This is a genomic window from Thioalkalivibrio sp. XN8 (assembly GCF_011058255.1).
Taxonomy (GTDB): Bacteria; Pseudomonadota; Gammaproteobacteria; order Steroidobacterales; family XN24; genus XN24.
The window spans coordinates 1-12,873 of the sequence record NZ_JAALFH010000044.1 but is presented as its reverse complement, the minus strand read 5'-3'; the positions used below and the strand labels follow the sequence as shown (position 1 = coordinate 12,873).

Genomic DNA, 12,873 nt, shown 5'->3' with positions numbered 1-12,873 from the left:
GCATCATGCGTGACGACTACGATGGGATCCTGCGCCGGGCCGAGCTGCTGGTGGACGAGGCCGAACTGGCGCGGGCGCTGGACGAGCTGGCTGCCGGCATTCGCCGCGACCTGGGTGAACACGACCCAGTGGTGCTGGCGGTAATGGTCGGCGGCCTGCTGCCGGCTGCCTGGCTGCTGGAGCGGCTGGCGTTCCCGCTGCAGCTCGATTACATCCATGCGACCCGTTATCGCGGCGGCACGCGCGGCACGCCCGAGCTGGAATGGGTAGTCCGGCCGCGGACCTCGCTGCAGGGGCGCCATGTGCTGGTGGTGGACGACATCCTCGACGAGGGTTACACCCTGGCGGCGATCCTCGAAGAGTGTCGTGATCGCGGCGCCGCCAGCGTCCGCAGCGCGGTCCTGGTCGACAAGCAGCATCCCCGCCGCTACAAGAACCTGCAGGCCGATTACGTCGGCCTGCAGCTGGAAGATCGTTACCTGTTCGGCTGCGGCATGGATTACCACGAGCACCACCGCCAGCACCGCGCCATCTACGCGCTCGCGCCGGAGGACGACCAGGGATGACCATGCTCGGCATCATCGGCGGCACCGGCATGACGCAGCTCGACGGGCTGGTCATCGAGCGCGAACAGGCGCTGGCGACCCCGTGGGGCGCGCCTTCCTCGCCCCTGCTGCACGGGCGCTTTGCCGGGATCCCGCTGGTGTTCCTGGCGCGGCACGGCTTCGATCACGACCTGCCGCCGCACCTGGTGAATTACCGCGCCAACTGCTGGGCCTTGCGCGAGGCCGGCGTCAGGCGGGTGGTGGCCGTGAACGCGGTGGGCGGCATCAGCGGCGACTGCGGGCCCGGCTCGCTGGTCATCCCCGACCAGCTCATCGATTACACCTGGGGCCGCGCCCACACCTATTGCGACGGCGAGGCCGAGCCGCTCCGGCATGTCGATTTCACCGAGCCCTACACCAACGAGGTGCGCGAGTGGCTGCTCTGGGCCGGCGCGGCGGCAGGGCTCGAGCCGCGTGACGGCGGCATCTACGCCGCCACCCAGGGCCCCCGCCTGGAGACGGCCGCGGAGGTGGACCGGCTGGCGCGCGACGGCTGCGACGTCATCGGCATGACCGGCATGCCGGAAGCGGCGCTGGCGCGGGAACTGGGGCTGGAATATGCCTGCTGCGCGGTGGTCGTGAACTGGGCGGCCGGACGGGGCGGGGATATCCACGAGGAGCTCGAGCAATGGGTCGAGACCGGCATGGCCGCGGCCCGCCGGCTACTGGAGTTCGCCCTCAGCGGGGAGGACGCTGCATGACCGGCCCGGCTCCCATGTCCTTGCCCGCGGGGCTGGCGCAGCCGGCGCTGGAGCTGGCGGACGAGGGCGTTGCGGTGCTGGAGGGCGGGGTCGCCGCGGCGCCGTTCACCTGGCTCAACAGCGCCTTTGCCCGGATGGCCGGCGCCGCCGCGGAGGAGCTGCTGGGCAACCCGCTGCGGTTGTTGTGCGCGGCGGACCGTGACCAGCCCGGCCTGGAGGAGCTGGAGGCCGCGCTGGCGGGCGAATCCGGCTGCAGTGTGCTGTTGCGCTGTTACCGGCCGGACGGCGGCATGTACTGGTGCCGCCTGCGCCTCGAGCCCTGGCAGGCGGAGGAGGGCCCGCGCTGGTGGCTGGTGTTCGCACGCGACGTCAGCGCGGAGCACGAGATGGAGCTGTTGCTGGGCCGCCGCACCCAGCCCGGCGGCGCCCGCGGCGGCGAGGACGCCGAGGCGACCGATCGCCTCACCGGCCTGCTGGCGGCGCGGAACTTCGAGCTGGCCCTCGAGCTGGCGTGTTTCTCCTGCGCGCGCGACCGGCGCTCGCTCACGCTGTTCCTGTTTGCGCCGGACTACTTCGACATCTATCTCGAGACCTTCGGGCGCGAAGCGGGCGACTCCTGCCTGCGGATGGTGGCGCGCGCGGTGGCCGGCGCCTTCCGGCGCGACAGCGACGTCGCCGCGCGCCTGGCAGACGCCTGCTTTGCGGCGCTCGGCGTGGACATGCCGGCCGAGGTGGTCGAGGGCCATGCCGGGAGAGTGCGGGAGCGGGTGCGGGCCCTGGCCATCAGGAACCCCCGCGCGCCGCGCGTGGCGAGCCTCAGCCTCAGCGCCGTGGCGTTGCGGGTCGCCCCGGGGCAGGCCGCGCGCTGGCAGGACCTGCTGGCACAGGGCCGGGCGACGCTGGCGGCCGCCCAGGCTGCCGGCGTCGAGCAGCAGGTCGTGCAGGACTATGGTGTGGCGGCGGCGGGCGCCGACTCGCCCGCCGGCGAATAGTCCACCGGCTGGACCAGCGCCAGCACGCCGAGGCGCGGGTGGTCGAAGTAATGCTCTTCGCCTGAGCGAATCCGGCGCCGCTGCGTCATCTCCGCCTCCAGCGACGGGCCGGGCTGCCACTGCAGATCCAGCCCCAGGTGGAGGAACCGGCCGCGGGTCAGGCTGACCGTCCCGTCCAGGCCGGGGGTTGCCCGGCCCTGTCCGAGCGCGGCGAGCAGCGGCAGCACGACGCCCTCGCGATCGCCGGGGGGCTGGATCCAGGCCTGGTGCCAGAGCGGCTGGTAACCGCGGCGCCGCAGGGCCTCGGCCGCGGCGGTCAGCGTGAGCGGCGCCCGCGGCGACATGAAGCCGGCGGGCAGCCCGGCGGCGGGCCCGGCGGGCTCCGCCTCCGTCTCGGGCACCGTCGGCAGGTCCTGCGGCAGCGGTTCGGGGGGCGGCGCCGGCGGCGGCAGCTCGGCGCTGATGCCCTCGGGCTGGAGGAACACCAGCAGCTCGACCTGGTAGTGCGTGTCTTCCCGGGCCACGGCGCCGGCGACCGGCGCCAGGGCCAGGAGCGCTGCCAGCACGAACGCGGCGGCGCCGCGTTGCGAGAGGTGCGACAGGTGACGGCTAATGGGCATGCTGCGGCTTCTCCTGGGCAACCCGCTCCGGCGCGGGAGACAGCGCATCGAGCAGGCGATGCACCGTCGCAAAGCGGGTCTCGGTCTCGGCCAGGTCGAGATTGAAGCGCAGTTTGTCCTGGCCGTCCAGCCGGAAGCGGCGCGAGTCGGACTGGATCAGGCGGATCAGGGCCACGGGATCGACGGGTGTGTCGGCCCGGAACAGGAAGCTGCCGCCGGCGGCATTGGCTTCGATGCGGCGGATGCCGAGGCCGGCGGCGCGCCGGCGTACGGCCGCGACCCGGAACAGGGTCTGGGCCGGCGCCGGCAACAGGCCGAAGCGGTCGATCAGCTCGACCTGCAGTTCCTCGAGGGCCTCCGCATCGGCCGCCCCGGCGATGCGCTTGTACAGGACCAGCCGCTGGTGCACGTCCGGCACGTAGTCGTCCGGCAGCAGCGCGGGCACGCCGAGTTCCACTTCCACGCCGGCATCCAGGGGCCGCTCGAGATCGGGCTCCTTGCCGCTGCGCAGCGCCTCGACGGCCCGCTGCAGCATCTCCATGTACATGCCGAAGCCGACCTCGTGGATCTGGCCGCTCTGCTCCTCGCCGAGCAGCTCGCCGGCGCCGCGAATCTCCAGGTCGTGGGTCGCGAGCGTGAAGCCCGCCCCGAGATCCTCCAGCGACTCGATGGCCTCGAGGCGCTTCACGGCATCGGGCGTGACGGCGTTGCGCGGCGGCGTCACCAGGTAGGCGTAGGCGCGGTGGTGCGAACGGCCGACCCGGCCGCGCAGCTGGTGCAGCTGGGCCAGGCCGAGCTTGTCCGCGCGCTGGACGATGATGGTGTTCGCCGTCGGGACGTCGATGCCGCTCTCGATGATGGTGGTGCAGACGAGGCAGTTGAAGCGGCGGTGGTAGAAATCGAGCATCACCTGCTCGAGTTCGCGCTCGCGCATCTGGCCGTGCGCCACCCGGATACGCGCCTCGGGCACCAGCTCGCCGAGCTTGCGCGCGGCTTCTTCGATGGTCTGCACCTCGTTGTGCAGGAAATAGACCTGGCCGCCGCGGCGGATTTCGCGCAGGCAGGCTTCGCGGACCAGGCCGTCGTGCCACTCGGTGACGAACGTCTGGACCGCAAGCCGCTCGGTCGGCGGCGTGACGATCATCGAGAGATCACGCAGGCCCCCCAGCGCCATGTTCATGGTGCGCGGGATGGGCGTGGCGGTAAGCGTCAGCACGTCCACCTCGGCGCGCAGCGACTTCAGGCGCTCCTTGTCGCGCACGCCGAAGCGGTGCTCCTCGTCGATGATCACCAGGCCGAGGTTCTTGAAGCGGACGGTGTGCTGCAGCAGCTTGTGCGTGCCGATGACGACGTCGACGGCGCCCGATTCCAGCCCGGCCAGCACGCGCTCGACCTCTTTCGGCGAGCGGAAGCGGGACAGCGCCTCGACCCGTACCGGCCAGTCGGCGAAACGGTCGGCGAAGGTCTGGTAGTGCTGCTGGGCGAGCAGGGTGGTCGGCACCAGCATGGCCACCTGGCGCCCGTCCTGCGCGGCGACGAAGGCCGCCCGCAGGGCCACCTCGGTCTTGCCGAAACCGACGTCGCCGCAGATCACCCGGTCCATGGGCCGCGCCATGGTCATGTCGTCGATCACCGCCTCGATGGCCCGGCGCTGGTCGGCGGTCTCCTCGAAGGGAAAGGCGTCGCGAAAGGCGTCGTAGTCCTGCTCGGCGAGGGCAAAGCCGTGGCCCTGGCGCGCGGCCCGGCGCGCATGCAGGTCGAGCAGCTCCGCGGCCACGTCGCGCACCTTCTCGGCGGCGCGGCGGCGGGCCTTCTGCCATTGCTCACTCCCCAGCCGATGCAGCGGCGCCGACTCGGGCGCGGCGCCGGTATAGCGGCTGATCAGGTCGAGCGACTGCACCGGGACGTAGAGCTTGTCGCCGCCGGCGTACTCCAGCGCAAGGAATTCGCCGCTGCGGTCGCCGACCTCGAGCGTGACCAGTCCCTGGTAACGCCCCACCCCGTGGTCCACGTGCACCACCGGCGCGCCGCTGCGCAGGTCCGAGAGCTCGCGGATCACCGCCTCGGGATCGCGCGCGCCCCGGCGCCGGCGGCTGCGCTGCCGGGCCCGCTCGCCGAAGAGCTGGGATTCCGCGATCACTGCCAGCCCGGCGGCGGGGAGCACCAGGCCTTCCTCCAGCGGCGCGATCGCGAGCCCCAGCGGCTCGCTGCCGGCCACGAACTCCGCCCAGCCGCCGTAAGACCGGGCCGCGATGCCGTGGCCGCCCAGCAGCGAGCGCAGCATTTCGCGGCGGCCCGGCGACTCGGCCGTGAACAGCACCCGCCCCTCGAACCCGACGAGGAAATCGAGCAGCGCCCGCGCCGGCTCGGACGCGCGCGGATCCAGTTTCAGCGGCGGCGGCGCTGCGGTGCCGAGGTCGTGGCCGCCCGGCTGCTTGAACGGGGCCAGCGCGATCGCGGGCAGGCGGCGCAGGGCGTCGAGTAGTTCGGGCGGCGGCAGGAACACCTCGTCCGGCGCGAGAATCGGGCGCTCGAGGTCGTGCGCCAGCTGGTCGTGACGCTCGAGTACGCCGGACCAGGTCTGTTCGAGCAGGCCGGCGACCGGCTCCAGTTCGACCACCAGGGTGTTACCGGGCAGGTAGTCCGTCAGTGCCGCCAGCTGGTCGAAAAACAGCGGCAGGTAGTACTCCAGGCCGCCGGCGGCAATGCCTTCGCCGACATCCCGGTAGACCCCGACGCGGGACGGGTCGCCCGGGAAGCGCTCGCGGAAGCGGCTGCGGAAGGCGCGGATCGCATCGCCCGAGAAGGGATACTCGCGCCCGGGCAGCAGGCGGATGCGCTCCAGCCGGTCGAGCGAGCGCTGGGTCGCCGGGTCGAACCGCCGGATGGAATCCACGGTGTCGTCGAACAGGTCGATGCGGTACGGCAGCTCGCTGCCCATGGGGTAGAGGTCGAGCAGCGAGCCGCGCAGCGCGAATTCGCCGTGCTCGGTGACCTGGGGCACGGCCAGGTAGCCGGCGTCCTGCAGCTGCTGGCGCAGGCGCGTGGGGTCGAGCCGGTCGCCCACCTCGATGTCCAGTCCCTGGGTCGCCGTCCAGGCCGGCGGCGGCAGCCGCTGCAGCAGCCCCTGCGCCGCCGTCACGATCACGCCGCGCGCCAGCCCGGGCATCTTCGCCAGGGCCGCCAGCCGCTGCGAGGTGATGTCCGGGTGCGGCGAAAAGACGTCCCAGGGCAGGGTCTCCGCGTCCGGCAGCAGCAGGACCTCGTCCGCGGCATCGCTGAAAAACGCGATCTCCGCCGCCAGCTGGTCGGCCTGGCGCGGCGAGCGCGCCAGCACCAGCACCGGACCGGGATGGCGCGCGGCCGCTGCGGCGATGGCGAGCGCCGGGGCGGCGCCGTAGAGCTGGCCCCACGGCAACGGCGTTCCGGCTGCCGCGGGCAGGGGCAGGTGTTTCCAGGGCGTGGTCATCGGCAGGGCAGTCGTCGGGCGCGGCGCCGCGGGAGGTTGCGGGCCGGGAATTATCTCACAAGGCCGGGCTCAGTCCCGGTAGCGGAGCAACAGGTCCCCGTAGGCGTCGATGCGCCGGTCCCGCAGGAACGGCCACATGCGGCGCACGCGCTCGGAACGCGCCAGGTCGATGTCCACCACCAGTGTTTCGGCCTCGTCGCCGGCGCGGGCGAGCACTTCACCCTGCGGGCCGCAGGCAAAGCTGTTACCCCAGAAGGTGATGCCGGCGGTGGCGCCGGAGGGATCGGGCTCGAAGCCCACCCGGTTGCAGGCCAGCACCGGCAGGCCGTTGGCCACGGCGTGCCCGCGCTGGACCGTCTCCCAGGCTTCCTGCTGGCGGCGCTGCTCGACCGGCGGGTCCTCGGCGGAGCGCCCGATGGCCGTCGGGTAGAGCAGGAGCTCGGCCCCGGCCAGCGTCATCAGCCGGGCCGCCTCGGGATACCACTGGTCCCAGCACACCAGCACGCCGAGCCGGCCGACCGAGGTCTCGATCGGGCGCAGGTCGTCGTCCCCCGGAGTGAAGAAGAACTTCTCGTAGTAGGCCGGATCGTCCGGGATGTGGGCCTTGCGATAGCGGCCGGCGATGCTGCCGTCCGCCTCCAGCACCACGGCCGTGTTGTGGTAGATGCCGGCGGCGCGCCGCTCGAACAGCGAGCCGACGATCACCACGCCCAGCTCGGCCGCGAGGCCGCCGAGCCACTCGGTGCCGGGACCCGGGATCGGTTCGGCCAGGTCGAACAGGGCCGGGTCCTCGACCTGGCAGAAATAGCTGCTCTGGTGCAGTTCCTGCAGCAGCACCAGGCGCGCGCCCTGCGCCGCGGCCTCGCGGACGCCGGCTGCGGTGACGGCCCGTGTCGCCGCGAGGTCGGCGCCTGCGGCGTGCTGGACCAGCCCGGTCCTCAGGATGCGGTCGTTCATCGACAGCGGGAGGTCAGTTGGCGGGACGCGGCGACCGGTCGCGCCTGACGACGCTGTGGATGACCCGGTTGTGCTCGAACACGACGACGAAGCGGTCGTAATTCCAGCGCGTGATCGGCGGCTCCCCGACCGGCCCGGCGACGCTGTCGGGCGCGCCGAACAGCTGCTGGACCCGGGCCATGGTCGCGCCACGGACCGGCATCTCGAGTTTCTCGGCCTCGAGCTTCTCGATAATGAGCACGTCGGCCTGTGCCGCCGGCACGGCCGCAAGCAGGAGGACGGCTGCCAGGGCGAAAAGCGTCTTGGGCATGGCGCAGCTCCAGTCGTAACTACGCGAGAATATACCACCGGCCGCCCTCTGTCGTCGGCACGCGCGTCTCATTTTGCCGCTCCGCCTGTGATTTAATGCGGCGCAATGTTCCGTCCGCTGGAAATTTCTATCGGCCTGCGCTACCTGCGCGCCCGGCGGGCGAGCAAGTTCGTCTCCTTCATCTCCCTGGTCTCGCTGCTCGGCGTAGGGGTGGGCGTGGCCGCGCTGATCGTCGTGCTGTCGGTGATGAACGGCTTCGAGCAGGAGCTGCGGGGGCGGCTGCTCAACCTGAGCACCCATGGCGTGGTGACCGCGCCCGACGGTGCGCTGGCCGACTGGCGGACGCCGCTGGCCCGGCTGGAACAGGTGCCCGGCGTGACCGGCGTGGCGCCCTATGTCGAAGTCCAGGCCATGCTGGCGAACGACGGCCTGCTGAAAGGCACGCTGCTGCGCGGCGTGGACCCGGCGCTCGAAGGCGCCGTGTCGGAAGTGGGCCGGCACCTGCTGGCCGGCCGGCTCGATTACCTCCAGCCGGGCAGCAACGCCCTGCTGCTGGGCCGGCTGCTGGCGGCGCGGCTGCGCGTCGGCGTCGGTGATTCGGTCAGCCTGCTGGTGCCGAGCGGCGGCGAGCGCGGGACGCGGCTGGTGCCGCGGCTGCGGCGCTTCACCGTGGTCGGCCTGTTCGAGGTCGGCATGGAGGAGCAGGACGGCGTGCTCGCTCTCGCGCACCTCGAGGACGCGGCCGCCGCCCGCGGCAAGCCGGGCCAGGTCTCCGGGCTGCGGCTGCGCTTCGAGGATTTGTTCGCCGCGCCGCGGGTGACGCGCGAGCTGGCCGCCACGCTGGGCTCCGGCTACGAGGCGCGCGACTGGACGGCGGAGAACGCGAGCTACTTCCGCGCCGTGCGCATCGAGAAGACGATGATGACCATCATCCTGTCGCTGGTGGTGGCCGTTGCGGCGTTCAATATCGTCGCGACGCTGGTCATGGTCGTCAACGACAAGCGCACCGAGATCGCCATCCTGCGCACCATGGGATTGCCGCCGGGCGGCGTGATGCGCGTGTTCCTGGTCCAGGGCGCGGCCATCGGCGTGGCCGGGACGGCGCTCGGCGTGCTGGCCGGCGTCCCGCTGGCGCTGCATGCCGGCAGCATCATGCCGGCGCTGGAGTCGCTGTTCGGCTTCAGCCTGCTGCCGCCGGAGGTCTACTACATCTCGCAGCTGCCGTCCGAGTTGCGCTGGCCCCAGGTTGCGCTGGTGACCTCCATCGCGCTGGCGCTGTGCCTGCTGTCCACGGTGTACCCGGCGCGCCGGGCCGCGCGCACGGAGCCGGCCGAGGCCCTGCGCTATGAGTAGGCGCTGGCGCTGGCTGGTGGGCACGCGCTACCTGCGGGCCCGGACTCACAACCGCTTCGTGTCGTTCATCTCCGCCATTTCCATCCTCGGCGTGGCCGTGGGCGTGGCGGTGCTGATCGTCGTGCTGTCGGTGATGAACGGCTTCGAGACCGAACTGCGCACGCGCATTCTCGCGCTCGCGGCGCATGCGCAGCTGGAAGGTTTCGGCCGCGGCATCGCGGACTGGCCGGCGGTGGCGGCGCAGGTCGAGGCCGACCCGGAGGTCAGCGCGGCCGCGCCCTACATCCAGGGCGAGGGCATGCTGCTGCGGGACGAGCAGGTCAGCGGCGTCATGGTGCGCGGCATCCTGCCGGCGACCGAGGCGCGCGTGTCCGCCCTGCCGGCGATCATCACCGAGGGCAGCCTGGAGGCGCTCACGCCCGGCGGCTGGAACATCCTGCTGGGCAGCGCGCTGGCCCGCGAGCTCGGCGTCGGCGTCGGCGACAAGGTCGTGCTGGCCATCGCCCAGGGGACGGTGACGCCGGCCGGGCTGGTGCCGCGGCTGCGCCGTTTCACCGTGGCCGGGATCTTCAGCGCCGGCATGTACGACTTCGATCGCGGGCTCGCCTACGTCCACCTCGACGACGCCGCCCGCCTGTGGCGCCTGGGGGAGAACGTGACCGGCCTGCGGCTGGACCTGCCGGACATGTTCCGGGCGCCCGAGGTGGCCCGCCGGCTCGCAACCGAGCTGGGCGGCGGCTATTACGTCAGTGACTGGACCCGCCAGCACGTGAACTTCTTCCGCTCCATCCAGCTTTCCAAGCAGATGATGTTCACCATCCTGCTGCTGGTGGTCGCCGTGGCGGCGTTCAACATCGTCTCGACGCTGGTGATGGTGGTGCAGGACAAGCAGGGCGACATCGCCATCCTGCGCACCCTGGGCGCTTCGCCGCCCGAGATCATGAGCGTGTTCATGATCCAGGGGACGCTGATCGGGCTGGTCGGCACGCTGGCCGGCCTGGGCCTCGGCGCCCTGCTGGCGCTCAACATCGAGCAGCTGGTCCACCTGCTGGAGGCCGCGGTCGGCACCACCTTCCTGGCGGCCGACGTGTATTTCATGAGCGATCTCCCGGCCGAGCTGCGGGCGGGGGACCTTTGGCGCATCTGCGGCACGGCCTTCGTGCTGACGGTGCTGTCGACCATCTACCCGGCCTGGCGCGCCGCGCGCAGCCAGCCGGCGGAGGCCCTGAGGCATGAGTGAGCATCCCGTGGTCCTGTCCTGTCACGCCCTCGGCAAGCGCTTCGTCGAGGGACCCAACGTGGTCGAAGTGCTGGCCGGGGTGGAGCTGGAAGTGCGCGCCGGGGACCGGCTCGCCATCGTCGGCGCCAGCGGCTCGGGCAAGACCACGCTGCTGCAGTTGCTCGGCGGGCTGGACCTGCCGACCAGCGGGCGGGTGGAAGTGCAGGGGCAGGACGTATCCAGCCTGGGCGCGACCGAGCGCGGCCGCCTGCGCAACCGCGCCATCGGCTTCGTCTACCAGTTCCATCACCTGCTGCCGGAGTTCTCGGCCCAGGAGAACGTGGCCATGCCGCTGCTGATCCGCGGCGAGGAGGTGGCGGCAGCCATGGCGCAGGCGGCCGCCCTGCTCGAGCGCGTCGGCCTCGGCGCGCGGCTGTCGCACCGGCCCGCCAAGCTGTCGGGCGGCGAGCGCCAGCGGGCGGCGGTGGCGCGCGCCCTGATCACACGGCCGGCCGTGGTGCTGGCCGACGAGCCCACCGGCAACCTGGACGCGCGCACGGGCCAGACCGTGTTCGACCTGATGCTCGAGCTGAACCGGGAGCTGGGCACGGCGCTGGTGGTGGTTACGCACGACCTGCGTATCGCGGCCCGGATGGGGCGCATGCTGGAGCTGCGCGAGGGCGCGCTGCACCCCGTCGAACCGGCTTAGCCAGGGTCGCCGCGACGCCAGGGATGGAACTGCCGCCGCTCGCGGAAGCGGCGCCGTGATACCCGGATCCAGACCTGGTTCAGGATCCCCACGGCAAGCGTCGTGACGATCGCACCCAGCACGAGGCAGCCGAGCAGCAGCGGTTGCCAGATGCGCCCGATCTCCGCCCACAGCCATTCGAAATTCACCGCCTCGGGAAACTGGCCCGGGTGGCGATCGAGCAGCCATGAACCGACCCGGTAGCCGGCGTAGTACAGCGGGCCCATGGTGAGCGGGTTGGCGACCCACGAGGCCGCCACGGCGACGGCGACGTTCACGCGCAGCCACACGGCGACCATCACTGCCAGCGGCGTCTGCCCCGGAATCGGCAGGAAACAGGCAAAAAGCCCCACTGCCAACGCCTTCAGCACGTTCTTACGATGAGTGGCCCAGAGCGCGGGGTCATGCAGCAGCGCGTTGAACGGCCGCAGGAACCAGCGGTCCCGTAGCCGGGCCCGCGTGGGCAGCACACGTTGGAGGAGCTTGCGGGGCATTGCCACTCGTCAGCCGGCAGAAGCCGCATTATCCCGCAGCCGTGGCTGGCGCGGCCATCTTTGTGCTCGGACTGGGCCTGCTGGCCGGGGCATGGCTGGGGGTCCGGGCAGCGGTTTCCGCCTGGCTCACCTGGGGCGTGGCGGTGGTGGCGCTGGCTCTCCTGTGGCGCGGCCACTGGTTGCGCGGCGGGGTCGCGCTGGGCTTCGCGGTCGCGACAGCCAGCCTGGCGGGCGTGCTGGCCGATCGCCTCGACCCGGCGCTCGACGGCGCGCGCCGGGAAGTCACTGGCGTGGTGCTCGACCTGGCCCGGGAGGAGGGGCGCCGTGTCGTGCTGCTGCTGCGCGTGGAGGCGCCCGCGGACTTGCCGCAGCGGCTCCGGCTGTCGTGGTACGAGCCCGGCGCCGTGCCGCGACCCGGCGAACGCTGGCGCTTCCAGGTGAAGCTGCAGCGGCCGCGCGGGCTGGTCAATACCGGCTCGAGCGCGCGCGAGGCCTGGCTGTTGCGACAGCGCGTCGGGGCCACGGGCTATGCCGGCGGCCCCGCGTCGGGCCGGCGGCTCGCCACCGGCGCCGACCGCCTGCTGGAGTGGCGCGGGGGCGCAGCCGAGCGGATTCGCACAGTGGTGCCGGACCCGGCCGCGGCGGCCGTGCTGGTCGCCATCACGCTCGGTTTCCGCAGCGGGCTCGATCCGGCGACCCGCGAGGCGCTGGCGGTGACCGGCACCGGCCACCTGCTGGCGATTTCAGGCCTGCATGTCGGCCTGGTGGCCGGCGCCGGCGCGCTCTTCGGCCGGTGGCTGGCGCGACGGCTCGGGCCGGGGCCCAGGCCGGTGCAGGACTGGGCGGCACTCGCCGCGGCCCTCGCGGCAGCAGCGTACTGCGTGCTCGCCGGCATGCCGGTGTCGGCGCAGCGGGCCCTGCTGATGACGCTGGCCGGCCTCGGCGCCCTGGTCGCGCGGCGGGGCCGCTCGGTGATGGCGGCTTTCGGGCTCGCGCTGGCGGCCGTCCTGGCCGTGGACCCGCTGGCGGTGCTGGATCCGGGGCTGTGGCTGTCCTTCGGCGCGGTGGCGACCATCCTCGCCGTGGTCGCGGGTCGCCGGCAGGCCCCCGGGCCGGTCCATGCCGTCCTGCGCATCCAGGCGGCGCTGGCCGCCGGCATGCTGGTCTGTACCGTGGCCTGGTTCGCGCGCGTCTCCGTCATCGCGCCGCTGGCCAACCTGCTGGCGGTGCCATGGTTCAGCTTCCTGGTCGTGCCGCCCGCGCTTGGCGGCGTGGCCCTCGGCTGGGTCGTGCCGCGGGCCGGCGAGGCGGCGCTGCTGTTCGCGGCCGAGGCTACGCGGCGCGCGCTGCAGGGGATCGAGATCGTCGCCGCCTGGCCGCTGGCCGCGTATGCGCCGGCGGCGGC

General features: G+C 72.6%; 12 protein-coding genes. 7 read left to right on the top strand and 5 right to left on the bottom strand.

Translation table 11 applies throughout. The annotated features are described in order from the left end of the window. Positions 1–5: 5 nt before the first annotated feature. The 3 genes from G6N75_RS04740 to G6N75_RS04730 are packed head-to-tail and all read left to right on the top strand — an operon-like array spanning position 6 to position 2,298. Positions 6–566, top strand: a complete 561-nt coding sequence (locus G6N75_RS04740; RefSeq protein ID WP_165347112.1) for a hypoxanthine-guanine phosphoribosyltransferase — start codon at positions 6–8, stop codon at positions 564–566. After that, positions 563–1,306: an S-methyl-5'-thioinosine phosphorylase gene (locus G6N75_RS04735; protein WP_206202925.1), complete on the top strand. Its 744-nt coding sequence runs from the start codon at positions 563–565 to the stop codon at positions 1,304–1,306. The genes G6N75_RS04740 and G6N75_RS04735 overlap by 4 nt, the downstream gene beginning before the upstream one ends. After that, positions 1,303–2,298: a diguanylate cyclase gene (locus tag G6N75_RS04730; protein WP_165347110.1), complete on the top strand. Its 996-nt coding sequence runs from the start codon at positions 1,303–1,305 to the stop codon at positions 2,296–2,298. The genes G6N75_RS04735 and G6N75_RS04730 overlap by 4 nt, the downstream gene beginning before the upstream one ends. On the opposite strand, the gene G6N75_RS04725 is transcribed toward G6N75_RS04730, so the two are convergent. The 4 genes from G6N75_RS04725 to G6N75_RS04710 all read right to left on the bottom strand — a co-directional run bounded on the left by G6N75_RS04725 (position 2,253) and on the right by G6N75_RS04710 (position 7,654). After that, complete coding sequence (locus G6N75_RS04725; RefSeq protein WP_165347108.1) at positions 2,253–2,918, bottom strand: CsiV family protein; 666 nt, start codon at positions 2,916–2,918, stop codon at positions 2,253–2,255. The two genes, G6N75_RS04730 and G6N75_RS04725, sit on opposite strands and share 46 nt — an antisense overlap. Then, a complete protein-coding gene (gene mfd / locus G6N75_RS04720; protein ID WP_165347106.1) occupies positions 2,908–6,387 on the bottom strand; it encodes a transcription-repair coupling factor in 3,480 nt (1,159 codons plus the stop codon). The genes G6N75_RS04725 and mfd overlap by 11 nt, the downstream gene beginning before the upstream one ends. Before the next feature lie 69 nt (positions 6,388–6,456). Then, the gene (locus tag G6N75_RS04715) at positions 6,457–7,344 is read right to left on the bottom strand and encodes a carbon-nitrogen hydrolase (RefSeq protein ID WP_165347104.1); all 888 of its coding nucleotides are present in this window, start codon (positions 7,342–7,344) and stop codon (positions 6,457–6,459) included. 13 nt (positions 7,345–7,357) lie between these two features. After that, positions 7,358–7,654: a hypothetical protein gene (locus tag G6N75_RS04710; protein ID WP_165347102.1), complete on the bottom strand. Its 297-nt coding sequence runs from the start codon at positions 7,652–7,654 to the stop codon at positions 7,358–7,360. A gap of 105 nt (positions 7,655–7,759) precedes the next feature. Here G6N75_RS04710 and G6N75_RS04705 point away from each other — a divergent pair, with 105 nt between their 5' ends. From G6N75_RS04705 to lolD, 3 genes are read left to right on the top strand one after another with little or no spacing between them, the layout of a single operon-like run. Then, positions 7,760–9,007: a lipoprotein-releasing ABC transporter permease subunit gene (locus tag G6N75_RS04705; protein ID WP_165347100.1), complete on the top strand. Its 1,248-nt coding sequence runs from the start codon at positions 7,760–7,762 to the stop codon at positions 9,005–9,007. After that, positions 9,000–10,247 carry a lipoprotein-releasing ABC transporter permease subunit gene (locus tag G6N75_RS04700; RefSeq protein WP_165347098.1) on the top strand — a complete coding sequence of 416 codons (1,248 nt, stop codon included), beginning with the start codon at positions 9,000–9,002 and terminating at the stop codon, positions 10,245–10,247. The genes G6N75_RS04705 and G6N75_RS04700 overlap by 8 nt, the downstream gene beginning before the upstream one ends. Further along, positions 10,240–10,935 (top strand): lipoprotein-releasing ABC transporter ATP-binding protein LolD, encoded by a 696-nt coding sequence (lolD, locus tag G6N75_RS04695; RefSeq protein ID WP_165347096.1) that lies wholly within the window; start codon positions 10,240–10,242, stop codon positions 10,933–10,935. Before G6N75_RS04700 ends, lolD begins: the two co-directional genes overlap by 8 nt. Here the strand turns inward: lolD and G6N75_RS04690 are convergent. Continuing rightward, a complete protein-coding gene (locus G6N75_RS04690; RefSeq protein WP_165347093.1) occupies positions 10,932–11,468 on the bottom strand; it encodes a DUF2062 domain-containing protein in 537 nt (178 codons plus the stop codon). The genes lolD and G6N75_RS04690 overlap by 4 nt on opposite strands. Between G6N75_RS04690 and G6N75_RS04685 the strand changes: the two genes are divergently transcribed. Next, positions 11,468–12,873 (top strand): ComEC/Rec2 family competence protein (locus tag G6N75_RS04685; protein WP_165347091.1); only part of this gene is annotated, 1,406 nt, incomplete at its 3' end. The genes G6N75_RS04690 and G6N75_RS04685 overlap by 1 nt on opposite strands.

Bases quoted from the DNA above. Each gene is read 5' to 3' on its own strand.
- G6N75_RS04690 (WP_165347093.1), bottom strand. From the start codon at position 11,468: ATGCCCCGCAAGCTCCTCCAACGTGTGCTGCCCACGCGGGCCCGGCTA.
- lolD (WP_165347096.1), top strand. From the start codon at position 10,240: ATGAGTGAGCATCCCGTGGTCCTGTCCTGTCACGCCCTCGGCAAGCGC.
- G6N75_RS04700 (WP_165347098.1), top strand. From the start codon at position 9,000: ATGAGTAGGCGCTGGCGCTGGCTGGTGGGCACGCGCTACCTGCGGGCC.
- G6N75_RS04725 (WP_165347108.1), bottom strand. From the start codon at position 2,918: ATGCCCATTAGCCGTCACCTGTCGCACCTCTCGCAACGCGGCGCCGCC.
- G6N75_RS04730 (WP_165347110.1), top strand. From the start codon at position 1,303: ATGACCGGCCCGGCTCCCATGTCCTTGCCCGCGGGGCTGGCGCAGCCG.
- G6N75_RS04740 (WP_165347112.1), top strand. From the start codon at position 6: ATGCGTGACGACTACGATGGGATCCTGCGCCGGGCCGAGCTGCTGGTG.
- G6N75_RS04705 (WP_165347100.1), top strand. From the start codon at position 7,760: ATGTTCCGTCCGCTGGAAATTTCTATCGGCCTGCGCTACCTGCGCGCC.
- G6N75_RS04715 (WP_165347104.1), bottom strand. From the start codon at position 7,344: ATGAACGACCGCATCCTGAGGACCGGGCTGGTCCAGCACGCCGCAGGC.
- G6N75_RS04710 (WP_165347102.1), bottom strand. From the start codon at position 7,654: ATGCCCAAGACGCTTTTCGCCCTGGCAGCCGTCCTCCTGCTTGCGGCC.
- G6N75_RS04735 (WP_206202925.1), top strand. From the start codon at position 563: ATGACCATGCTCGGCATCATCGGCGGCACCGGCATGACGCAGCTCGAC.
- mfd (WP_165347106.1), bottom strand. From the start codon at position 6,387: ATGACCACGCCCTGGAAACACCTGCCCCTGCCCGCGGCAGCCGGAACG.